This is a genomic window from Thalassomonas sp. RHCl1 (genome assembly GCF_947387555.1).
Taxonomy (GTDB): domain Bacteria; phylum Pseudomonadota; class Gammaproteobacteria; order Enterobacterales; family Alteromonadaceae; genus Thalassomonas.
This window is the reverse complement of the sequence record NZ_CANDNZ010000018.1, coordinates 23,896-46,416: the sequence shown is the minus strand read 5'-3', so window position 1 is coordinate 46,416 and position 22,521 is coordinate 23,896. Positions and strand designations below refer to the sequence as shown.

Genomic DNA, 22,521 nt, shown 5'->3' with positions numbered 1-22,521 from the left:
TAACTAAAAATCAATTTCTTGTTTATTCCCTAATTTTCCCATATTCTCCCATCAAGCTTTTGAGAGTAATAAAATGACCGATCAAATCATGACCTTGAAAGAGGTTGCTGAGTATTTAAAACTGACAGAAAAAACAGCCTACCGTTTGGCTGCCGAGAAAAAACTTCCAGGTTTTAAAGTAGGTGGTAGCTGGCGCTTCAAAATGACTGACTTAGAAGCATGGATAGAACAGCAAAAGAATAAGGTGGCAGATAATGACTGAATTAAGAGCAGAAGCTGTGCTACTGGCTGACATCCAAAATTTAATTACTCAAGCTAAACAGCAAGCTTCGGTTGCGGTCAATGTTGCGTTAACTATGATGTACTGGCAAATTGGCCAACGTATCAACCAGGAAGTATTACAGGGCGAACGTGCAGCATATGGCAAACAAGTTGTAGTTACCTTGGCTCAGCAGTTAGCCAATGAATTTGGTAAAGGATTTTCAGAGAAACAACTGCGCAGGATCATGAAGTTTGCCGAGGTTTTTCCCGACGCAGAAATTGTCGCTACACTGTGGCGACAATTAAGCTGGAGTCACTTTAAATTACTTATTTCAATAAAAGAGCCATCTGCCCGTGAATTTTATGCGCAAATGTGTGCCAGTGAAAATTGGAGCGTTCGTACTTTACATGAGCGTATCGATAGCATGCTATTTGAACGCACGGCTTTATCTAAAAAACCAGAAGAGTTAATCAAAGCAGAACTACAACAATTAGCCGAACAAGGGCGTGTTACTGAAAATTTAGTACTTAAAGATCCCTATGTATTAGATTTTTTAGAACTCAATGACCACTACTTGGAAAAAGATTTAGAAGACGCTATTTTACGAGAATTAGAGCAATTTATTCTGGAATTAGGCGCAGGATTTTCTTTTATTGCCCGGCAAAAGCGCATTCAATTAGACGGTGACGACTTTTATATCGACTTATTGTTTTATAACCGGCAGCTCAAACGTCTGGTCGCTATTGACCTTAAATTAGGTAAATTCAAGCCGCACTATAAAGGCCAAATGGAATTATATTTACGCTGGTTAGATAAATACGAGCGCCAGGAAGGTGAGCAGCCGCCATTAGGCATTATTTTGTGTGCCGAAAAGAATCAAGAACAAATAGAACTGTTGGAAATGGACAACGCCGGTATTCATGTTGCTGAATATTTAGCGGTATTACCAAAGCGTGAAGTATTACATCAGCGTTTACAGCAAGCTATTAGCCACGCTCAAGAAAAATATAGTAATAACAAATTAAAATAGCATTTATTTATCAGCTGATTTTTATAACAAAATTAAATCAGCAAAATCATAGTTTTGAGAATTAAGTATATAACCAATGACCCAAAAACTAACACTACAAAAATTATCCTCCGCCTTATTTGAGGCCTGCGACATACTGCGCGGCAAAATGGATGCCTCTGAATATAAAGAATTTATCTTTGGTATATTATTTTTAAAACGTATGTCTGATCAGTTTGAAAAAGACTATAACGACAAAGCACAAGCATACCGGGACAAAGGTGCCAGTGAAGAAAAAATTGCTAAGTTATTAAAACCTTCGGCATTTGATTACTTCGTCCCGGAAAATGCCCGCTGGCATAAAATTGAACATTTAAAAGAACGTGTTGGTGACGGCTTAAATAAAGCACTTTCAGCCCTTGAAGATAAGAATAAAGGCCTGGAAGGTGTACTTAAACATATCGACTTTAAAAAGAAAGTCGGTAAAAACACCATCAATGATAAAACGCTGATCCGATTTATCCAGCACTTTAATGATATCCCCCTCACTAACGACTGTTTTGAATTCCCTGACTTATTAGGGGCTGCTTACGAATACTTGATTAAATATTTCGCCGACAGTGCCGGTAAAAAAGGCGGTGAATTTTATACGCCTTCTGAAGTGGTACGTTTATTGGTTGAGATATTAGAACCACAAGAAAATATGGAAATTTACGATCCCACTTGCGGCTCAGGCGGTATGCTGATCCAGAGTTTACGTTATGTGCAAGAATCCGGTGGTGATATTAGCAAAATAGATTTATTCGGCCAGGAAGACAATGGCGGTACCTGGTCTATTTGTAAAATGAACATGATACTACACGGTATTACCGGAGACGGTATCGAAAATGAAGATACCCTGCTACGACCTCAGCATCATGATGAAGACGGTACCCTACAAACCTTTCACCGGGTTATTGCTAATCCGCCATTTTCACAAGATTACACCGAAGCCGATATAGAGTCAGACAAGCAACGTTTTAATACTTTTATGCCGGAAAAAGGCAAAGCTGATTTTATGTTCTTACAACATATGATCGCCTCGCTTAAAGGTAATGGTAAAGCCGCGGTTATTTTACCCCACGGCGTTCTATTCCGTGCCGGTGAAGAAGCCAGCTATCGTGAGCGTTTAATTACTAACGGTTTGTTAGAGGCGGTGATCGGCTTACCTTCTGGCTTATTTTACGGTACAGGTATTCCTGCCTGTGTTTTAGTGATCAATAAGCAAAATGCCGATAAACGCAAAAACGTTTTGTTTATTAATGCCGACCGGGAATATAAAGAAGGCAAAAATCAAAACAGCCTACGTCCTGAGGATATCGAAAAAATAACCAGCGTATATAAACAGTTGTTAAGTGATGACAATAGTGAAAGCAAAGTAGCAAAATATGCGCAACTCATTCATCAAGACACGCTGAAAAAAGAAAAATACAACCTCAATATTCGCCGTTATGTTGATAATAGTCCGGCGCCAGAGCCGCAAAATGTTCAAGCACATTTAAATGGTGGTATTCCTAGCGATGAAATTAATGCCCTGGAAAAATACTGGCATGACTATCCCACGCTAAAAGACGAATTATTCACTGATCAAGCGGCTGATGCTATTAATCTGTCGCCGGAGTTTCAACAATTTAGTAACTTGATTAGCGATAACAGCGACATTAAAAACATGATTGAACACTCAGCCAGTGTTATCAGCAAACATCAAAAATTTATTGGGCAACTGGAAAGCTGGTGGCAAGCAGAACAGGTCTTATTTGCTAAAATTGGCGATGAAAAACAAGGTAATAGTGGCGTGTTTCAAACCCGTAAACATGCCTTAAATAGTATTGAAAAACAATTAACACCGTTAGCATTACTTAATAAATACCAAGTCAGGGGAGCACTGGCCAACTGGTTTAAAAACCGTGAAGCAGACTTTAAATCAATTGCTGCCAGTGGCTGGAATGCCGATTTGATCCCTGATGATGTGTTATTTAATAGCCAATGCCCTGAGATTATTGAGCAATTACAACAAAATCAGCAACGTATTGACCAGTTAACCGCCTTATTTACACAAGTGGAAAGTAAGGAAGAAGGAGAAGTAGAAGAGCAAGCTGCAGACGAAACAGAAACCTTTGATGTTTTATCTAAAGCACCGTTATCGAAAGTAATGGCAAGCCAGTTAAAGCAGCAGCAAAAACAGCTAAAAGCGGAAATAACCGACACGATTAAACGCTTAAAAAGCCAAATTTCCGATGCTCTGGTTGAATATACAACCAACCACACTTTACCTAAAGGCACTAAAAAAGGGGATTTAACCAAAGGCTTAAGTGCAAAAGAAATGCACTTTGCTGTTAGCCAACAAATCATCAATATTGCTAAACAGCAGCAAGTTCAATTAAGTAATCAAGCACGTATTGAGGAGCTGCAACAGCTAGGTGAAAGTAAACAAAAGCAGTTGCAAATCATTGAAAAACAGCTTGAGCAACACTTGATGTTAGAAAGTGAACTTAAAACCTTAAAGCAGCAAAATAATGCCATAGAAAAACAAAGAGATCAGTTAATTGCCGCTGCCCGAGAAAAAATTACTCCAGTAGAAGCAAAAGCGTTAATTTTAACAGATGTTAAAGAAGTCCTATTTACTGAATACCAAGCCTATATCCGTAGCAATACCCTAAAACTAATTGCAGCTGTTGAAAATTTGTTTACTAAATATTCCGTTACCTTAAAACAGATAGTGCAGCTGCGTGATCAACAAGCGCAGTTGCTGGCTGAGTTTATGACGGGGTTGGATTATGAGTAACACCATTACTATAAGTCAGGCTTGTACAATCCTAGACAATCTAAGAGTTCCGTTAAATTCTGAACAAAGAGCAACTATGAAAGGGGCAATTCCTTACTACGGTGCTAACGGTATTCAAGGTCATATAAATGATTATTTATTTGACGAAGATTTAATATTACTGGCTGAGGATGGGGGATACTTTGATGAGTATCAATCTCGTCCTATTGCATATAATATTTCGGGTAAATCTTGGGTAAATAATCATGCTCATGTGTTGAGGGTTAATTCTAATTTTTGTTTTAGTTATGTTTTTTATTGCTTGCAACATAAAAATATTATGCCTTTTATTAAGGGAGGAACAAGATCGAAATTAAATAAAAGTGAGTTATTAGAAATTACAATCTGGAATCCTCCTTTAGCCACTCAACAAAAAATAGCTATGGTTTTATCAACCATAGATAATCAAATTGAACAATCCCAAGAATTAATTGAAAAGTATACTGCGATTAAACAAGGACTGATGGCGGACTTATTTAGTCGAGGCATTGATGTTAAAACTAAAAAACTGCGTCCTAGCTACCAACAAGAACCTAATGCTTACCATAAAACCGAGTTAGGTTGTATTCCTAAAGGTTGGCAACTAAAGCCTATCGAACACTATGCAGGCGTAATTGATCCAAATCCAAGTCATCGTAATCCGATTTATATAACAGATGGTTTTCCTTTTATATCAACGGTTGAGTTCGTTGAAGGTGACAATATAGAAAAAAATACTAATAGGCGTGTAGATGAAAGTACGGTGATAGAACAAGAAAAACGCTGTAACTTTAATGAAAACTCGATTGTTTTTTCACGAAAAGGCACTATTGGTGAAATACGCTTCTTACCTACAGATATCAGGTTTGCGTTACTTGATTCACTTTGTGTAATTAATCCTAAACATATAAACGAAAATTTTTTGTTTCATATCCTTAAAAGTGAGTATGTTCTCAGCCAAATTCGACATATGACCATGGGGCAAGCATTGCCTCAAATGAGTATTGGTAGGGTGAGAGATATTTTATTAGCAGTGCCTGAAGATAGTACAGAGCAGAGACTTATAGGTGATAAAATTGAAAACCTTTCAGAATTAATTAGAGTAGAGATAAATATATCTAAAAAGCTCAAGGCTCAAAAAAAAGGCCTAATGCAAGATCTATTAACAGGTAAAAAATCCGTTGATAGCCTGCCAGATAGTATTTTAGCACCCGTATCCTCACCAGAAGAAATAGCACAAAAATAAGGAAAGTCCGTGTCAGAGTATCAGTTTGTCGAAAAACCATTATTAGCCCAATTGGCTACATTAGGCTGGAAGGTATTAGATTTAGGGGAAGGAATACCACAAGACCCAGCTACTAGCTTACGCGATAACTTTCGCCAAACGATATTAAAAGCGGTATTTATTAAAGCGGTTTCTCAGTTGAATCTAGTTGCTGAAGGTGAACATAAGGGCAAGCCCTGGCTTACTGATGAACAGCTTGAAGCCATTTATGAAGACTTTACCCGTTTTGGTACTGACAAACTGTTGGCAGCGAATCAACAATTCTTAAAATGGTTGGCCGATTATCAAGTCGATAAAAACCATTTAACCGGTGAGAATAACCCGCGCGTTACCATTATTAATTTTGAACACTGGCAAGCCAATAGTTTATACGCTATTAACCAATTCAGGCTCGATACTCCCGGCAGTAGTAAAACCCAGATCCGCCCTGATATTGTGCTGTTTGTTAATGGCTTACCTTTAGTGGTTATTGAATGCAAAATTCCCGATGCCAATAGCGCTAATCCTATTTATGAAGGCATAGAACAACTACGCCGTTATGCTGATTTACGTGAACCTGCCCATAGTGTTCATCGTGAGGGAGAGACTAAGCTTTTTTATACCAACCAGTTAATGATCAGCACCTGTGGTGAATACGCAAAATATGGCTCGATAACGTCCAGGCAAGAACACTATTTTGATTGGAAGTTAGAAGATGCAAAGCAACGAAAACTAACACCGCAACAAGCCTTAGTCGAAGGTATGTTGCACCCGAAACAATTGCTTGATATTACCAAAAACTTCACCTTATTTATGGGGGCAGCGGGCAAGCAAGTTAAAGTGATTTGCCGTTACCAACAATACCGTGCAGTGAATAAAATATTAGCCCGCATGCACCAAGGTGAAACGGGGATAGCGCGCTCAGGTGTTGTTTGGCATACCCAAGGTAGTGGTAAAAGTTTAACTATGGTATTTTTAGTGCGTAAATTACGCACCGATAAAACCTTGCAGCAGTATAAAGTGTTAATGGTGAATGACCGACGTGATCTAGAGGCGCAACTCGGTGAAACCGCGTTATTAACCAACGAATACATCACCAAAATCACCACACTGGCACAAGCTAAAAAAGAGTTGGCCAATACCAGCTCTAATGTAAATTTGGTGATGATGCATAAGTTCAGGGACGAAGCGGCTAAACACCTACCACCAGCCATTAGAAAGCAATTAGCTAAGCTGGAAGAAAAAGGTGAGTATGATGCTGAATTAGATATTCAGTTATTCAAACCCTTTGATGTTATCAACAACGACCATCGTATTCTTATTTTGGTTGATGAAGCACATCGAACCCAAAGAGGCGGTAAAGAAAAACCTAGCCTGTCAGACAACCTGATGGACGCTTTCCCGCAGGCAACCCGCATTGCTTTTACCGGCACGCCATTAATTGCCGAGCATCACAAAGAGCCGACATGGAAACGCTTCGGTGTTGATCAAGACTCGGCTTATATCGATAAATATAAACTAAAAGATGCCGTAAGCGACGGCGCAACCTTGCCGATTATCTACGAAGGTAAAACCGCTGATAACGCGCTTGAAAACAAAGCTGAATTTGATCGTAAATTTGAAGATTTATTTAAAGAACGTAGTGAGCAGGAGCTACTCGAAATACGGCGTAAATATGGCGCCGAAGGTGATATTTTAGAAGCTGAAAAACGTATAAAAGCGATCTCGCAAGATATTGTTGAGCACTACACCAGCCGTATATTACCGGCTGGCCTTAAGGCGCAAATTGTCTGCTCAACCAGGCAGGCGGCAATTTATTATCAAGAGTCTTTCGAGCAAGCATTATCTGAATTAATCGAACAAAAGCAGCAAAGTGTTACCAGTGATACAGAAATAGAACAACTTGCATTATTAAAGTTTGTTAAAACTGCGGTTATTATTTCATCGGGCGAAAATAATGAAACAGCAACGCAGATTGCCGCCAGAAAATACAGTGCAGATCATAACGCTATTGAAAACTTTAAACGGCCGATAGATTTTGAACAACCCGATACCGGTATTTGTATTTTAATTGTTTGCGATATGCTGTTAACCGGTTTTGATGCACCTATTGAACAGGTGATGTACATCGACAAAAAAGTAAAAGAGCATAATTTATTGCAGACTATTGCCAGGGTTAACCGAACCTATGCCAATAAAACTCACGGCTTTATTGTTGACTATATTGGCTTAACCAATGCGCTAGATGATGCCTTGAAGCTTTACAATGCTGATGACCAAGCCGATATCCGCTCAGAGCTGGGCAGTATTGAAGACGAAGAGCCAATTTTAGCACAGCGATACCAGCGTATTTTACAGTTATTTATTGAAAATAAAGTCACTGATATTGAATTGCTGGTAACACAAGCGCTTGATAGCGAACCGCACTACAAAATACAAACGGCTGCGATTGATTTGCTGGAAGATATTCGCTTAAGGGAGCAATTTACGGTTTTTTATAAAAAATTCCTGCAAAGCATGGATGTTATTATGCCGCACCCACAGGCGAATAAATATAAAATACCCATGTACCAGTTTGCCCGTCTTCAGCAATTGGCAAAATTACGCTATCGAGACGACAGCCTTAACTTTGCGGGTGTCGGCGCTAAAATACGACAGCTAACCAATGAGCATTTAATTAGCTTAGGGATCAATCCGACCATACCGCCAGTTGATTTATTAAGTGAGCAGTTTGAAAGCAATATAAAAACGCGCGTGCTTAGTGAAGATAAAAAATCAACCGCCAGTGAAATGGAACATGCTATTCGTAAACATTTAAAAGTTGAAATGGATAGCGATCCGGTTTTTTATAAAAAAATGAGTGACAAGTTAGAGGAAGTCATACGTAAGCATGCAGGTAATTGGGAGCAAATGTCATTATTACTTGGCGATTTACGGGTTGAAGTAATGCAAGGGCGAGGCCCAAGCGCGGGACAGGATGAACCTTTTTACGATTTAATTACTGATATTGCTTTCAAAGAGGGCGGTTTAGCTGAGCATATTATAGAGGTGCAGGCTATCAGTAAGGACATTATGCAGGATATTATTCAGCATATTAATGGTGTTAATTTTTGGAAGAGAGAAGAGCAACTTGTTAAACCTCTTTTGCAGAAATTCAGAGAGCACTTTATTTTAAGTGACGTACCCCAACTAAATGAGCATGCCGAGTTACTTGCGACAGAAGTTTTAAATTTAGCTAAGAAACGCGATCAGAAAATCAAAGAATTTATTAACTTGCCTGAGATGGATAGTAACACTTCGGTTGATTGGGATAGTTTAAAAACACATGTTAATGGTACTGACTTATATTTTGTTGAAGAGTTGGCTCAGCATATTCCTTACATATCTATTGGTGAACTAAAAGTTAAAACAGATATTGAATATGATGCACCACATCAGTCTCGTCAATTAGTGCCTGAAAATTTTGCACGTTATGGCATTCATAACGAGAGTGTCCTTAAGGGCTGTACTGATTTAATTAAATTGTGTAATCAACATTTAATTGTTGGTGATAAAATGGGGGTTGAGCAAATAACAGAGTTAGATGGTCAACCTGTTAAATTGGTATGGGCTATTCGTAAGGCTGAAAAAGGCTCTACAGACATAAATATAGAGTTAATATTCCAAGCTCTTTCTGCTTATGCTGGGGCTGTATTAATTGCGACACATGTATGGAAATCTTTGCAATATGCACTTAAGTCTATCAGTAATTATTTACCGGCGTTAAAAGAAAATAAGGATATCAGAGAGCGTATAGAGCCTACTCTTGATGAGCATTATAATATTTTGGCAACCAGTGACTCTATTGATAGTAATCAGTCACCTGAAGAATCGAGAGAAAAAGCGGTTAGAGAATCCAAAGCACGTTATCAGGCCAAGGTGTTAGATGATGGGAGCACTGCTTATATTCCTGCTGCTTCCACAAAGAAAATTGATGATGAAGGTTGATGACAAAGCAGCTGAGTTATAAAGATATAAGCTACTCATTAAAAAAGAGTAACCGTAAAACCATCAGTATTTTTATTGAACGTGATGGCTCTGTCAGCATTTTAGCGCCTGCGCCCTATCAGTTAGAAAAAATAGAGCAGGTAATAGAGGCAAAACGTAGTTGGATTTATCGTAACCTTGCCGAATGGGAAGACTTAAATCGTACTCAATTACAAAGAGAGTTTGTTAATGGCGAAGGCTTTGTCTATTTAGGCCGAAGTTATCGCTTAAGTTTGGAAGAAAAGCAAGATACCGACTTGTTATTGAAACGAGGACGGTTTTTATTAAGAAGAGATAAAATTCACAAAGGCGCTGATATTTTTAAAGCCTTTTATAAGCAAAAAGGTTTGAAGAAAATTAGTGAGCGTATAGCGTTATATGCCCCAAAAATTGGCGTGAAAGTTAAAAATGTTAAAGTGCTGGAATTACAAAATCGGTGGGGATCTTGTAGTGAAAATGGTAACTTAAACTTTCATTGGAAATGCTTAATGGCGCCTGTTTCTGTTTTAGATTATATCGTGGTTCATGAACTTGTTCATTTGTTGCATCGTAATCATGACAATAACTTTTGGAATACTGTTGATAAAGTTATGCCAAATTATGCTAAGCATGTGAAGTGGCTAAAGCATAATGGTGTGGATATGAGTCTATAAAAAAGAGACAAACTTAACTTTGTCTCTTTTAACTAGAGAGTGTCTAACCCAACATTTCGATATTTTTAACAAACACCACCACAAGCCCAGCCACTGCTCCAGGCAAACTGAAAATTGTACCCGCCGAGCCAGCCGGTAACATCGATTACTTCACCGATGAAATAAAGACCCGGTGCTTTTTTCGCTTCAAAGGTTTTTGACGATAATTCATCGGTATCCACCCCGCCCAAGGTAACTTCCGCAGTACGATAGCCTTCAGTGCCGTTGGGTTTTATGGTCCAGTTGTGGATGTAGTCATGCAGGGCTTTTATTTCGCTGTGGCTTAGCTGCCCCAGGGTTTTATCCGGGATTTCATTTGCGTTGATCATGGCTTCAATAAAACGTTTCGGCATTAGCTGTGCCAGAGTGTTTTTTAGTGATTTTTGGCCGTGCTCTTTGCGTCCTTGTTCAATTTCTTCACTTAAGTTGTGATCCGGTAGCAGGTTGATGGTTACTGCTTGGCCTGCGCGCCAGAAGGAGGAGATTTGCAGTATTGCCGGGCCGGATAGGCCTCGGTGGGTGAAGAGGATGTTTTCTCTGAATTCTGTGCCGTTTTCGCTGTTGACTACCGTTGGCAGGCTGATGCCGGATAGGCCTTCGAAACGTTTTTTGTCGTGGTCGTGCAGAGTTAGCGGTACTAATGCTGCCATGGTGGGGTGGATGTTCAGGCCGAATTGTTCGGCGACTTTGTAGCCTATTGAGGTTGCGCCCAGTTTTGGCATGGTTAGGCCGCCAGAGGCTATTACCAGGGATTCGCATTGGTAGGTTTGTTCTGTGGTTTTTACCTGGTAGCCGTTGTCATTTTTTTCAACGCTCAGTACTTCGTTGCGTAGTTTGGTTGCTACGCCTGCCCATTCGCATTCTGTTTGCAGAATATCCACTATGTCTTGGGCGCTTTCATCGCAGAATAGCTGGCCCAGGGTTTTGTGGTGGTAGTTCAGGCCGTGTCTGTCTACCAGGTCGATGAAGTCTTGCTGGGTGTAGCGGCTTAGGGCGGATTTTACGAAGTGCGGGTTTTGGCACAGGTAGTTTTCCGGGCTGGCGTTTTCGTTGGTGAAGTTGCAACGGCCGCCGCCGCTGATGAGTATTTTACGTCCGGCTTTTTTGCCCATGTCTACTATGGTGACCTGGCGGCCGCGGTAGCCTGCGGTGGCGGCGCACATCAGGCCGGCGGCGCCGGCGCCTATGATCAGGACATCAGTTTTTACTATATTCACGGGTTATTACTCAAACAGCTGGGATCGGTTATGGCGGGTATTATAAAGCGATCAAAACCGGGGAGCTATCGGCGTAGGGCAGTTTTATTGATTAAAAACAATTTATACTCGGCGGGGCTGTGCTGGCTGCTTGAATCAGGGGCTTTTTCAAGGTAGAGTTCCACCGTAAACAGCCTTACCCTGTAGGGCGATACGGATATTTCAAATAATAACAATGGATGCTTTATGTTTAATCTTTTAATGACAGGCGATGACCTGCGACGTATCAGGCTTTCTGTCAACCGCTCCACTGAAGAAATGGCTAAAGTAGCTGGTGTACACCGCACCACTTATGAGAAGTGGGAAAAAGGTGTCGGCTTTCCCCGTGGCGATCAGCTTTTGCTGCTGATGCTCTATTGCCAGTTTGATATTTCCCAAATAATCAATGGACTCGATGCTCTCAAAAAAGAATTCTCTCAATACAAGGATAAAGACGATGATTATCAACCTAATAGCTGCCGTGCTTCAAAGAAGAAAAACCACCTCAGGTCTGCTGGAGGAGACGAAGCATTTGAAACTGAGTCTTGAAGACGTTAAAGAGGTTGCCGCTGGATCTGGTACTGATAATGGGACGAAACCAAGAGCCTTAGCTGCTGATGAACTTAATTCTATTATTGGCAGTAGTAGCGGGCAAAACGGGATTAAACCAAATACTCTGAAGATTGATGACCTTAAAGCTGTTACTGGTGGTTCTGGTGGTGGTAAAGGTGTTCATCCAAAAAACACGGCCTTTATAGTTCCAAAAGTTGATAACTTCACCCTATTAAAGCAAGAAGAAACAACCCCGTAAGCCGGGTGTGGATAGATAAGGATTAAATGTACATGGCTAAGTTAGTTTTAATACTTTTGGCTGTAATATATGCCATTGTCAGTCAAAATAATTTGCATGTATATCTCATTATTAATACCTCGTTACTGCTGATTATGTTGATGAATCGGGACAATATAAATGTGGTGCATCTTTGCGGTGCTTTACTTGTGGTTTATACCGCAGAAATGATTATTTTCCATAATTTCATCGTAGTGGAAAGTGATACGCTTAGCCGAATGTCTATAAATGCTATTATCTTTTCGTTTCATTTTATCGTAGATCTGGTGTTATTCATTTTAGTGGCTTTACGGGCACCGTTCACCAGAGGCCGTCTGGCAGCACAGGGGAAATCTCATGATCATGTGTTTATCTATAACAGTGAATTTGGTTTAAAAGCTTTATTTGTTGTTTTTATGATCGTTGATTTTCTGGCGCTTGCGGAAAACTTTATCAGGCATCTGGATGAGTTTGGCATAAGCCCTGAAATTGCAGAATTCTTTGCCAACTGGACCATTATTTATTACAGCTATAGTCCGGCTAAATTCGTTCTGTTAGGTATCACATTCCTGTTGATTTGGTCGATGACAACTGACATAGGCAAAGATAAATACAAGAAAACAGCGGTAATCTCATAGGTGCTTTTTCTGCGGTATTTCTAAAGTCATAACAGAGAGCCTTTATCGGCTCCCTTTTTGTTTTTAAAGGGTTGTGCCATCGTCCCTGATGGCCCCTTACAGCATCCGGGTAAAAGGAGTAAGTAAAACCCCGGCTCTGGTATGCGTCCATGCCTAGTGTTTGATTATCGGCTTTGTCGGTTGTGGGGGCGTGTATGCCAGATAATCAAAGTATGCTTTATTGCCTATTTTTTCCCTTGCTGCGAGTTGCTTGAGCACCGTTTTTCTCTGCATAAACTTCGGCTGCCAAACGGGTTCGTTTTCTTCCGGTAGTTTCTTCGCAACATAACTAAGTTCGTACAAAGCATTGAGTACAGCTCTTTCTTTATCGCCGGGAAAATAAAAGCGCAGTTCACTGATGCGGAAAACCGGGTGATCAAAGATGAACCCTTGCAGCTGCCGTTTGAGCGTACCGGGAGCACACATACCTAAGCCGAGGTTTTCATACACCTCGGCGCGCACTTCTACCATCACCTGCACCGGCATCTTGTATATACCGGCGTCATTCAATATTTGCTCAATAGTAAGCTTCTTTTGTTGGGGCTGGTGTTCCTGCTCTTTAAGCTTTTGTCTGACAATACGGACTAATTGGGGGATCTGAGGTTTGTTCAAGGTTGATGTCGTCCATGTTGATTTTAAAGAAGCATGATTATATTGGCCAGGTTGTGTGAAATCGTTTCATTAACAAAATGGCGAGAAAAATTTCAGTTTTTTTTTAATGGTGCGATTTCACACAACTTGCCCGATATACTCCGGGAGCATCAGGGAAGCTAAGTATTAACAGGATGCTATGGACAAATTTAATAACAGTGACGAGCTGATAAAGGTGCTGGTGAATATTGTGACCAGCGAACTGGGCCAGGGAAAAACATTAGAGCGAATTCTCAACGAATCTGGCATGGCCGGTGTCAGTATTTATTCCAGGGTCGAAATCCGGGCCAGGGTGTTATACCAGCTGGGTGAAAAGGGCACTTCAAGCGAGCAATTAACAGCAGCCCTGGCAGGTTTTATTGCTGCCTACCCGGTATTTAGATGGAGTGAATTGCGCTACCGCTTTAACAGCAATATCGAGCATGAAATTGAAGCGATTTTACATCGGCTCAAATACACCAGCCGTTACCTCGAACAAGAGCAGGAATATGTTTGGGCGCCTAAAAGAATGTGGACCGCTACGGTTAAAAAGTATTTGCAGCAGCGGGTACCGTTAGGCGACCCGGCCTATTTTGATTTCCTGTACAAGCAGCCGGAATACAATTTACTCGACAATCTACGGAAGCAATAACATGACAAAGCAAAAAGTAAGGAAGCGTAAGCCGCTAAAAGTCAGAAAAAAGATTGTGGTTAACACCAGCTCACGGCGTAATTTCATCATGCCGATGTCGGTAAAACCCTACCATATCAGATTTATAAGCGCCGGGGTGTCAGCCCCCATTGTGCCTGAAAGTGCAAAAGGCAAAAGATTGATGAGCATTGAAGCCTTACCTTGTGTTTTCGGACATTTGCCTAAGGTGAAAGTGCTCAGCAAGCACAGTTATGTCATGGTATGCCAGCAGGTGCAGTGCAATTGCCCGGGAAATAGTGGGGTGACAGCGCAAAAAAGTTATCGCGAGGCAGTATTGGAGTGGAATAAATTCACCCCGGTATACAGCACCCGAGACTTATTTCATCCAACGGTGAGGGTAAAGGGGTTGCCGCTAAAAGAAGTCCGGCTCAACTTGCAGGTAGAGTGGATGTTCATTAATAAGTTTCTCGCTTCATTCAGCCGAGACGACTTAATGGCCGACGACCGGGAGGTTTTTATTATCCGTGAAAAATGGCTGGCGCTGCTCAGGCACCAGTTGTACTTGCTGGAAGCGGCCGGGGCGGTAACAAAACACCCTGCTAAGGCAAGTGCCCCAGTTAAACAAACAAGACAACAGCAGTCCCGGCCAATGGTAGGGCCGCTGCTGAGCAAAGCTTTGGCTTAGTTGGGGCTATTTGGTTGATGTGGGCAGGCACTGTGCTGGCTGAAGACCCGGACCTTTGATAGTAAATATGAGCAAGCTTTGTACTTGCAGGTAGGGGTAATCTTCTTATTTTTATCAATATAAAGTATTAAAAAGGGGCCACCAGGCCCCTTAAGAACATTGCTAAGTCAGTAATTAACCCGCTTCGGTCATAATGCTGGGTGAGCCGGTCTTTGCCAGTTCAGCCAGATCTTTATCAATAAAGAACAATGCCTTGCCGTCGTTACCGACAAGTTCGATCTTATCAAGAATACCTTTGAACAACTTCTCTTCTTCGTGCTGCTCGGCAACATACCATTGCAGGAAGTTAAAGGTCGAGTAGTCCTGGGTAGTGAAGGCGGCATGGGCCAGTTCGTTGATTTTCCGGGTTACCAGGCATTCGTGCTCATAGGTGGCTTCAAACACCTGCCCTAAAGAGGAAAACTCGTGCGGCGGCGCTTCAATGGCACCCAGCACAGGCATAGAGCCGGTTTCACTGACATAAGTGAATAAACGGTTCATATGGGTCATTTCTTCCACCGCATGCTTGCGCATAAATTCTGCGGCGCCTTCAAAACCTTTTTCTTCACACCAGGCACTCATTTGCAGGTACAGGTTGGAAGAATAAAACTCTAAATTAATTTGAGCATTTAATAACTGAACCATTTCCGGTTTTAACATAGTTTTGCCTCGTGCTGCTGTTCGACATGCTTTTTTTCAAAGCGTTAATGGCTGCGAATTTTGCCTGTTTCATCGGTTGTTATCAAGCTTTTATTGATGTAAATCAAAATAAAATCATTAAAAAACAACAAGATAATTAACGCTAATTGTTTTCATTCAGGTTTAGACTTAGATTTAATCGCGCTTTTACAACAGTGCCAGTACCGACTCTGCCGAGCTTACCTTAAATTCTTTTGGCTGTTCAACCTGTAAGCTGGTGACAACACCGTCTTCGACTATCATGGCGTAACGCACCGAGCGGTAACCGCCGAAGCTGCCGGTGTCTTTGCCAAGGCCCATGGCTTTGGTGAAACTGCCGTCGCCGTCTGCCAGCATCATCACTTCATCGGCATTTTGCGCCTGGCCCCAGGCACCCATCACAAATGCATCGTTAACCGACAAACAGATAATGCTGTCTACGCCTTTGGCTTTTATGGTGTCGGCATTAACAACAAAGCCGGGTAGGTGGGCGGCAGAGCAGGTAGGGGTGAAAGCGCCGGGCAGGGCGAATATCACTACTTTTTTGCCGTTAAACAAGTCGCTGGTGCTGTGGCTGGTGACACTGCCGTCAACTAGTTGCTGTAATTCACCTTGGGGCAGTTTGTCGTTTACTTTGATCATAAAAATCCTTATCGGGCTGTGATGTCAGGATTCTTATAGTAGGGGATATAAGTGACAGATCACAGAGGAATTTCCAGCTATTTTATTCACCTGCCTATTCTCTTGGCTATTGAAGCTGACCGGGTTTGTCCTTAAGGCATCACCCGGCGAGTTTTAAGGTGGTGCTGATATCATTGACCTGGCCGGAAACATCCAGGGAGATATTTTCAGCCAGTTCACTCGACTGCTGCACTTCGTCATTAACCCTGGCCATGGCCTGTTCAAAAGCCCGGTAGTGGCCGCGCTGATCTTTGATTTGCGCCAGGGTATCCTGGGCAACCGTGGCGGAAGCCTGGGCCTGTTTTACCACGTCGGCGGCATTGCCGGTCAGCTGTTGGGCGATGTTCTGCTGTTCTTGCGACGCCTGTTCAATGCCTGAGATGGTGCTGTTGATGGTTTGGCTGGCGTGTTGTAATTGGGCTAAGCGACCGGTGATCTGTTGCAGCGAGCTTTGGGTTTTGCCCGCCAGCTGGCGCACCTCATCGGCCACCACAGAGAATCCGCGGCCATGTTCGCCGGCGCGTGCCGCTTCTATGGCGGCGTTGAGTGCCAGTAAATTGGTTTGATCGGCAATGGCGCTGATAACATCGACAATAGTGCCGACACTGTCTACCGACTGCCCCAGTACTTCTATCGCTTCTTTCCCCGAGCGGGCGGCGCTGCCGGTGGACTCGGTAGCCTGCAATACCTGCTCAACTTTTTCCTGGCTGTCGAACATCGCCTGCTCGGTGGCGCGGGCATTTTCCGCCACCTGTTGCGACAGGTCGTTTACTGTGTCTGTGGCCTGTCCCAGGGCGTTCATGATCTCCCTGACCGACTGCACCTGATCATGGGTATTGGCGGATGAACGGTGAATATTGTCCGCCTGTTGCTGCATATTGTTGAGGGCGTTATGTACCAGGTTGAGTTGCTCGGCTTTTTGTTTGTCTTCAAAGCGCAGTTTTTCCACCATTTTGTTGAAGCTGACGGAGATCTCTCCCAGTTCGGTGCGCTTCTTGATGCCGGTAATATTGCTGATTTTGCCCTGCTCTACCAGCAGCACAAAGCTATTGCGTAATAAACGCAAAGGTTTAAGCACTATTTTGTGTTGCAGGTAGTGGTTGCTGACAAGGTAGATAAGCAAACACAGTCCCAGGGTATAAACGATTTGTTTCAGTTGCTGGTAAATATCCTGCTGTTCTACATCTATCGCCTGTTCACCGTGGAAAATCTCTTGCTCCAGTCCGGCCAAGGTGGCTTTGAGTAACTGGCGTCCTTCCGTTAGTTGTTGTTGCTGTAAGGCAATCTTTTTGACTTCATCGCCGTAGCGCTTGATCAATGAGTTCAGCTCGTCCAAGGCTTCTTCGCTGAGATCTGCTGCTTCATCCTCATCGAGTAATAAATTGTCTTCTGCCAGCAGCTCATCCTGGTCTTCTTGCTGCGGCATTATTGCCAGCGGGGGAAATGCTCTCAACCGCTGGTAATTGCTTTTGATGTCTTTAAGGGCTGCTTCAATGCCTGAACTCGAGCCCAGTTCCCGGCCGTGGATTAACCGGGCAAGATTGCCTGCCAATTGCTGGCTGGTACCGATATAGACCTGTTGCTGAGCAGTGGTTAACTGCTGGCTTTGTCCGGCATAGGCGGCCAGCTGATCGTTTATTGCCAGCATGCCCTGTTCGCTGTTGCGCACCAGTATTTGCGGATCGCCGCTGAGTTTGCCCAGGGCGCGAAAGCGGGTGTCGAGCAATTGCTGCAACCGGCTGTTTTGCTGTTTAATGCTGAGGTTTAATTCACTTTTCGGCAACTGCTCGATGGCGGCGTCTACTTTGGCGAATACCAGGGAAGACTCGCTCAATAATGCGGCATCACCGGTGAGTAAATAATCACTGATTAAGCGGTTGATATCCACCACCACCAGGGATTTTAATTTCTGGTAGTCCTGGTAATGTGCCCGGCTGGCATTAAGGGTCGTGGCAACCCAATATAAGGTTGCCAGAAAAACAACGGCAAAGACGACGATGGCAACCGTCGATAATTTGAAAAAGCTGGAAGCGCGCACCTGATGCATCCGGTGGGTTTAAGATGGATGGATTCTGCCTGCTTAATATGACACTTGGGTGACGCTAAGGTTACGAATTTATGACGCCCGTATGACAGGGCGTCATGTGGTTGACCAGCATGTTTGGATGTTATTGAAAGTTAAGCTATTAGCCTTAAACAAGCCGGTTTGGCTTTTTGTGTCAGCTCCCTATCTTAACTTTCTACCTTGGGGATGCCCTGGTTGACATAAACGTCAAAACGGTTCTTTTTCATCTTGATGCTGGTGGAAGGCTTTTTCCCGGCTAACGGCGGCGCATAGCTGGGGCGTTTGACCACCACCCGGTATTTTGCCAGTGCCAGCGCCGGTGCCAGCAAGCCGTCGGCATCGAGATCTTCGCCCACCAGGGTCTGGAAGATACGCATTTCTTTTTTCACCTGGGCCGACTTTTCCCGGTGCGGGTACATGGGATCCAGGTAAATGACATCCGGAGCCTGTGCGCTGTCGAGGTTTTCCAGTGACGAGGCATGGATCAGCGCCATGTTTTCGGCAATCTCACCGACATCGCTGTTGAGTTTGGCGCGCTCCAGGCCGTCTTCGAGCAGGGCCGCCACGATCGGCATGCGTTCGAGCATAGTTACTTTGCAGCCGAGGCTGGCCAGTACAAACGAATCGCGGCCAAGGCCGGCGGTGCCGTCGACCACGTGCGGGGTAAAGCCGTGTTTTAAGCCTATGGCCTTGGCGATATCCTGGCCGCGGCCGCCGCCGAATTTACGTCTGTGGGCGACAGCCCCTTCGACAAAGTCGACCTTGATCGCGCCTAATTTCGGCTCGTCCAGCTTGCTCAGCTCCAGCTGGTGGCAATTTACCTGCAGTAAAAACGCCAGCTGCGGATGCTGTTTGGCGGCATTGGCATCGCCGATATATTGCAGCTGCCATTTGGCGGCAATTTTTTTCGCCACCGCGGCATCTTCGCTGTGAATATAGGCGACGGCGGTTTTATCAAGCATGTCTTGTAGTGCGGAGTTGGCTGACATAAGGGTTATTCTGCCTGGATATGGTTATCGCCGGTGGCCATGGCGACCAAACGGCTGAGCTGGCCGAAGGAGCGCCCGCTTTCCTGGTGCCACTGGTTAAAGCTGTCCTGAATCGCCTTGAGGCTGGATTTGCTTTGTACGCCGCCGGTAATAATGTCGTGGGCGCGGAAATAGGCTTCGACGTCGCGGGTAATTAAAAAGGTGTCTTTACCCATGGCGCGCAGGGCGTAGGGGCCGGTATTGCCGCCGAGGCGCTGGCCGTGTTTTTTAAGAAAAGCCCACAGGCCGATAATGTCTGTGCAGGGCCATTGGCGGATAAATTCGGCAAAAGAGCAGTCGGGGGTTTGCTGCTCAAAGATCATCTGGGCATTGCCCTTGATGGTTTTTACCTTGTTGTAGTTGCGGATAATGCCGGGATCGGCGGCTTTGCGCTCAAGCATTTCTTCCGGCATCATCAGGATTTTTTCGATATTAAAATTGAAAAAGATCTCTTCAAAATTCGGCCATTTGTTTTCCACTACCCGCCAGACAAAACCGGACTGGAACACTTTTTTGGTGAAGGCGGCCAATACCCTGTCGTCGGTGAGTTGTGCCAGCGGCAGTGCCGGGCTATCAATGTCGATCAGTTGCTTGAGGCGTTTTTCTCCGCCCTTGCGTTCCAGGGCGCGCTGATACAGGGAGTCGAAACTTTCTAAGGTCATAATTTTTATATTCTTTTAAAAAAGAAAAGATAACCGCTTTAAACGGTTATCTTTCCGGTTTAGTTACTGCCGGGAAAAACCCGGGGTTTTCCCTTGTCTGATTAACCAGTTAAGTTAACCTGTGATGCCGCTGTGGCGCAGCAGGGCATCAATTTCCGGATCCCGGCCGCGGAAGGCTTTAAACAGTTCGCTTGGCTCCTGTGAGCCGCCTTTTTCCAGGATATTGGTTAAAAAGTCCCGGCCGACCTGCTCGTTGAAAATGCCTTCGTCTTCGAAACGGCTAAAGGCGTCGGCAGACAATACTTCCGCCCACTTATAGCTGTAATAACCGGCAGCATAGCCGCCGCCGAAAATGTGGCCGAAGCTGTGCTGGAAGCGGTTAAATTCCGGCGCTTTGATCACGGCGTATTTTTCCCGTACCTGATCCAGTACCTGCTGAATTTCGTCCCCTTTGGCAGGGTCGTAACTGGCATGCATGCTGAAGTCGAAAATACTGAATTCCAGCTGGCGTAACATCTGCATTGCCGACTGGTAGTTTTTCGCTGCCAGCATCTTGTCGAGCATTTCCTGAGGTAGGGGCTCGCCGGTTTCATAGTGGCCGGAAATAAACGCCAGTGCCTCAGGTTGCCAGCACCAGTTTTCCAGGAACTGGCTCGGCAGCTCTACCGCATCCCAGGGCACACCGTTAATACCGGCAACATCGGCGGCATTGATCTGGGTCAGCATATGATGGATACCGTGGCCGAACTCATGGAACAGGGTGACCACTTCGTTATGGGTAAACAGCGCCGGTTTATCGCCTACCGGCTGGCTGAAGTTACAGGTCAGATAGGCGACAGGTAACTGTACCGCGTTATCGCTCAGGGCACGGCGGCCGACACAGTCGTCCATCCAGGCGCCGCCGCGTTTTTTCGCTCTGGCATAAAGATCCAGATAGAAACTGCCGCGCAGGTTATGGTCTTTATCAAAGACATCATAGAATTTTACGTCTTGATGCCAGACATCAACGCCGCTGCGCTCTTCTATACTCAGACCGAACAGGCGGTGCACCACTTCAAACAAACCTTTGACTACGGTGGCTTCCGGGAAGTAGGGGCGCAGGTCTTCATCTGAGATGGCGTAGCGGCTTTGTTTTAATTTTTCGCTGTAATAGGGCAGATCCCAGGCTTGGAGCTCGCTTTTACCAAATTCTTTTTCGGCAAATTCATGCAGTTCTTTAACATCCTGCTGCCCCTGGGCTTTGGATTTGGTGGCGAGATCTTCCAGGAATTGTAATACTTCGCCGGTGGAAGTCGCCATTTTCGTGGCCAGGGACTTTTCCGCGTAGTTGTTAAAGTCTAATAATTGCGCCAGTTCGTGACGTAATTTCAGCAACTCCGCCATCACCTCACCGTTGTCAAATTCGCCGCCGTTGGGGCCGAGTTCTGATGCCCGGGTCACATAAGCGCGGTATAGTTTTTCACGCAAGTCACTGTTATCACAGTACATCATTACTGGCAGGTAGCTGGGAATGTCCAGGGTAAATAACCAGCCAGACTTGTCATGGGCTTCGGCCAGGGCTTTCGCGGCATCCAGGGCGCTTTGCGGCAGGCCTGCCAGTTCTTTTTCGTCAGTGATCAAGACATCAAAGGCATGGGTGGCATCTAAAACATTATTGCTGAACTTGGAGCCGAGTTCCGACAGCTGGGTGGATATTTCACCGTAGCGTTTTTTGTCCTCTTCATTTAAGGCAATACCGGATAATTTAAAGTCCCGTAAGGCGTTGTCGATCACCTTGCGCTGGGCGGTATCGAGCTGTTGATATTCATCGCTTTGTGAAATTTGCTGGTAAGCCTTGAACAAACCTTCGTGCTGGCCGACAAAAGTGCCGTATTCCGACAGCAGCGGCAGGCAGGATTCATAAGCTTCACGTAATTCATCGCTGCTGATCACTGAATTCATATGGGAGACGGGCGACCATAAGCGCCCGAGCAGATCGTCTGCTTCGTTGATCGGCGCTACCAGGTTATCCCAGCTGTAGCTGGTGTTCTCGCTTAAGACCCGGCTTATTGTGTCTTTACATGTTGTTATCGCCTGCTCCAGGGCCGGTTTTACATGCTCAGGTTTGATTTTGGAAAATTCGGGAAGTCCTTTTAGTGACAATAATGGATTGCTCATAATCTTCAGTTTTTAGCGAATGTTGTCTTAGATGTAATACCTCTTGCGGCGTTATTCAAGCTTTGTCTGTTATTTGCCCGTTATTTACTGTTAATCCGGCTTTTTTTATAAAATTACCAACCAGATCAAAAAAAATAGATGTTAATGCAAGGTAATATATTTTTTTTGTCTTAAATATTGTTTGTAAATTTACAGTAAATAAGAGAAATTATTAACCTGAAAGATATATCCGTGGCACAGGCCACGCCACTGTGCAAGTGCTGTTCAAAGCGCTTGGACTTGAGGGCTGCCTTATCCACCAGGTGTTATTCATGGATGAATCGGTAGATTTAACCTTTTGTCATCGCCCGAGACCCGGGAGCGGCTTAGTTATTAACGACTACTGATATTTATCATCCTTTTGCCAGA

Annotated in this window: 19 protein-coding genes; 11 read left to right on the top strand and 8 right to left on the bottom strand. The window is 44.0% G+C overall.

From position 1 onward, the window contains the following. Positions 1 to 73 precede the first annotated feature (73 nt). The 6 genes from QL234_RS28670 (at position 74) to QL234_RS28645 (ending at position 10,056) form a co-directional block, all read left to right on the top strand. Positions 74 to 262: a helix-turn-helix domain-containing protein gene (locus QL234_RS28670; protein ID WP_281561165.1), complete on the top strand. Its 189-nt coding sequence runs from the start codon at positions 74 to 76 to the stop codon at positions 260 to 262. Then, positions 255 to 1,292 carry a PDDEXK nuclease domain-containing protein gene (locus tag QL234_RS28665; protein ID WP_281561164.1) on the top strand — a complete coding sequence of 346 codons (1,038 nt, stop codon included), beginning with the start codon at positions 255 to 257 and terminating at the stop codon, positions 1,290 to 1,292. Before QL234_RS28670 ends, QL234_RS28665 begins: the two co-directional genes overlap by 8 nt. A 76-nt stretch (positions 1,293 to 1,368) precedes the next feature. Next, entirely contained in the window at positions 1,369 to 4,095 is a 2,727-nt protein-coding gene (locus tag QL234_RS28660) for an N-6 DNA methylase (RefSeq protein ID WP_281561163.1), read from the top strand. Next, the gene (locus QL234_RS28655) at positions 4,088 to 5,359 is read left to right on the top strand and encodes a restriction endonuclease subunit S (protein WP_281561162.1); all 1,272 of its coding nucleotides are present in this window, start codon (positions 4,088 to 4,090) and stop codon (positions 5,357 to 5,359) included. Before QL234_RS28660 ends, QL234_RS28655 begins: the two co-directional genes overlap by 8 nt. Before the next feature lie 9 nt (positions 5,360 to 5,368). Beyond that, positions 5,369 to 9,364 carry an HsdR family type I site-specific deoxyribonuclease gene (locus QL234_RS28650; RefSeq protein WP_281561161.1) on the top strand — a complete coding sequence of 1,332 codons (3,996 nt, stop codon included), beginning with the start codon at positions 5,369 to 5,371 and terminating at the stop codon, positions 9,362 to 9,364. Continuing rightward, on the top strand, positions 9,364 to 10,056 hold the full coding sequence (locus QL234_RS28645) for a SprT family zinc-dependent metalloprotease (RefSeq protein WP_281561160.1): 693 nt from the start codon (positions 9,364 to 9,366) through the stop codon (positions 10,054 to 10,056). Before QL234_RS28650 ends, QL234_RS28645 begins: the two co-directional genes overlap by 1 nt. A 65-nt stretch (positions 10,057 to 10,121) precedes the next feature. On the opposite strand, the gene QL234_RS28640 is transcribed toward QL234_RS28645, so the two are convergent. Then, a complete protein-coding gene (locus QL234_RS28640; RefSeq protein WP_281561214.1) occupies positions 10,122 to 11,306 on the bottom strand; it encodes an NAD(P)/FAD-dependent oxidoreductase in 1,185 nt (394 codons plus the stop codon). Between the two features lie 231 nt (positions 11,307 to 11,537). Here QL234_RS28640 and QL234_RS28635 point away from each other — a divergent pair, with 231 nt between their 5' ends. Genes QL234_RS28635 through QL234_RS28625 form a run of 3 tightly spaced genes read left to right on the top strand, consistent with a single transcriptional unit; the run spans position 11,538 to position 12,797 of the window. Beyond that, a complete protein-coding gene (locus tag QL234_RS28635) occupies positions 11,538 to 11,879 on the top strand; it encodes a helix-turn-helix transcriptional regulator (protein WP_281561159.1) in 342 nt (113 codons plus the stop codon). Next, on the top strand, positions 11,863 to 12,141 hold the full coding sequence (locus tag QL234_RS28630) for a hypothetical protein (protein WP_281561158.1): 279 nt from the start codon (positions 11,863 to 11,865) through the stop codon (positions 12,139 to 12,141). Before QL234_RS28635 ends, QL234_RS28630 begins: the two co-directional genes overlap by 17 nt. A 32-nt stretch (positions 12,142 to 12,173) precedes the next feature. After that, positions 12,174 to 12,797, top strand: coding sequence for a hypothetical protein (locus QL234_RS28625; protein WP_281561157.1), 624 nt, complete (start codon positions 12,174 to 12,176; stop codon positions 12,795 to 12,797). Positions 12,798 to 12,950: 153 nt separating this feature from the next. Here the strand turns inward: QL234_RS28625 and QL234_RS28620 are convergent, their stop codons facing one another. Beyond that, positions 12,951 to 13,448 (bottom strand): hypothetical protein, encoded by a 498-nt coding sequence (locus tag QL234_RS28620; RefSeq protein ID WP_281561156.1) that lies wholly within the window; start codon positions 13,446 to 13,448, stop codon positions 12,951 to 12,953. Between the two features lie 178 nt (positions 13,449 to 13,626). Here QL234_RS28620 and QL234_RS28615 point away from each other — a divergent pair, with 178 nt between their 5' ends. Continuing rightward, positions 13,627 to 14,118: a hypothetical protein gene (locus QL234_RS28615; RefSeq protein ID WP_281561155.1), complete on the top strand. Its 492-nt coding sequence runs from the start codon at positions 13,627 to 13,629 to the stop codon at positions 14,116 to 14,118. Position 14,119: 1 nt separating this feature from the next. Beyond that, positions 14,120 to 14,803: a hypothetical protein gene (locus QL234_RS28610; protein ID WP_281561154.1), complete on the top strand. Its 684-nt coding sequence runs from the start codon at positions 14,120 to 14,122 to the stop codon at positions 14,801 to 14,803. 174 nt (positions 14,804 to 14,977) lie between these two features. Here QL234_RS28610 and ftnA read toward each other — a convergent pair whose 3' ends face one another. The 6 genes from ftnA to prlC all read right to left on the bottom strand — a co-directional run bounded on the left by ftnA (position 14,978) and on the right by prlC (position 22,113). After that, a complete protein-coding gene (gene ftnA / locus QL234_RS28605; protein WP_281561153.1) occupies positions 14,978 to 15,502 on the bottom strand; it encodes a non-heme ferritin in 525 nt (174 codons plus the stop codon). 186 nt (positions 15,503 to 15,688) lie between these two features. Then, on the bottom strand, positions 15,689 to 16,162 hold the full coding sequence (locus QL234_RS28600; RefSeq protein WP_281561152.1) for a peroxiredoxin: 474 nt from the start codon (positions 16,160 to 16,162) through the stop codon (positions 15,689 to 15,691). Positions 16,163 to 16,301: 139 nt separating this feature from the next. Next, entirely contained in the window at positions 16,302 to 18,239 is a 1,938-nt protein-coding gene (locus QL234_RS28595) for a methyl-accepting chemotaxis protein (RefSeq protein ID WP_281561151.1), read from the bottom strand. A 194-nt stretch (positions 18,240 to 18,433) separates the two neighbouring features. Beyond that, positions 18,434 to 19,228: a class I SAM-dependent methyltransferase gene (locus tag QL234_RS28590; protein WP_281561213.1), complete on the bottom strand. Its 795-nt coding sequence runs from the start codon at positions 19,226 to 19,228 to the stop codon at positions 18,434 to 18,436. Positions 19,229 to 19,260: 32 nt separating this feature from the next. Continuing rightward, positions 19,261 to 19,956, bottom strand: a complete 696-nt coding sequence (locus QL234_RS28585) for a DNA-3-methyladenine glycosylase I (RefSeq protein WP_281561150.1) — start codon at positions 19,954 to 19,956, stop codon at positions 19,261 to 19,263. A 114-nt stretch (positions 19,957 to 20,070) separates the two neighbouring features. Beyond that, positions 20,071 to 22,113, bottom strand: coding sequence for an oligopeptidase A (prlC, locus tag QL234_RS28580; protein WP_281561149.1), 2,043 nt, complete (start codon positions 22,111 to 22,113; stop codon positions 20,071 to 20,073). Positions 22,114 to 22,521: the final 408 nt, after the last annotated feature.

Excerpts from the sequence above, each read along its gene's own strand:
- QL234_RS28670 (WP_281561165.1), top strand. The coding sequence starts at position 74 with ATGACCGATCAAATCATGACCTTGAAAGAGGTTGCTGAGTATTTAAAA.
- QL234_RS28665 (WP_281561164.1), top strand. The coding sequence starts at position 255 with ATGACTGAATTAAGAGCAGAAGCTGTGCTACTGGCTGACATCCAAAAT.
- QL234_RS28660 (WP_281561163.1), top strand. The coding sequence starts at position 1,369 with ATGACCCAAAAACTAACACTACAAAAATTATCCTCCGCCTTATTTGAG.
- QL234_RS28655 (WP_281561162.1), top strand. The coding sequence starts at position 4,088 with ATGAGTAACACCATTACTATAAGTCAGGCTTGTACAATCCTAGACAAT.
- QL234_RS28645 (WP_281561160.1), top strand. The coding sequence starts at position 9,364 with ATGACAAAGCAGCTGAGTTATAAAGATATAAGCTACTCATTAAAAAAG.
- QL234_RS28635 (WP_281561159.1), top strand. The coding sequence starts at position 11,538 with ATGTTTAATCTTTTAATGACAGGCGATGACCTGCGACGTATCAGGCTT.
- QL234_RS28625 (WP_281561157.1), top strand. The coding sequence starts at position 12,174 with ATGGCTAAGTTAGTTTTAATACTTTTGGCTGTAATATATGCCATTGTC.
- QL234_RS28615 (WP_281561155.1), top strand. The coding sequence starts at position 13,627 with ATGGACAAATTTAATAACAGTGACGAGCTGATAAAGGTGCTGGTGAAT.
- QL234_RS28610 (WP_281561154.1), top strand. The coding sequence starts at position 14,120 with ATGACAAAGCAAAAAGTAAGGAAGCGTAAGCCGCTAAAAGTCAGAAAA.
- ftnA (WP_281561153.1), bottom strand. The coding sequence starts at position 15,502 with ATGTTAAAACCGGAAATGGTTCAGTTATTAAATGCTCAAATTAATTTA.
- QL234_RS28600 (WP_281561152.1), bottom strand. The coding sequence starts at position 16,162 with ATGATCAAAGTAAACGACAAACTGCCCCAAGGTGAATTACAGCAACTA.
- QL234_RS28590 (WP_281561213.1), bottom strand. The coding sequence starts at position 19,228 with ATGCTTGATAAAACCGCCGTCGCCTATATTCACAGCGAAGATGCCGCG.
- QL234_RS28585 (WP_281561150.1), bottom strand. The coding sequence starts at position 19,956 with ATGACCTTAGAAAGTTTCGACTCCCTGTATCAGCGCGCCCTGGAACGC.
- prlC (WP_281561149.1), bottom strand. The coding sequence starts at position 22,113 with ATGAGCAATCCATTATTGTCACTAAAAGGACTTCCCGAATTTTCCAAA.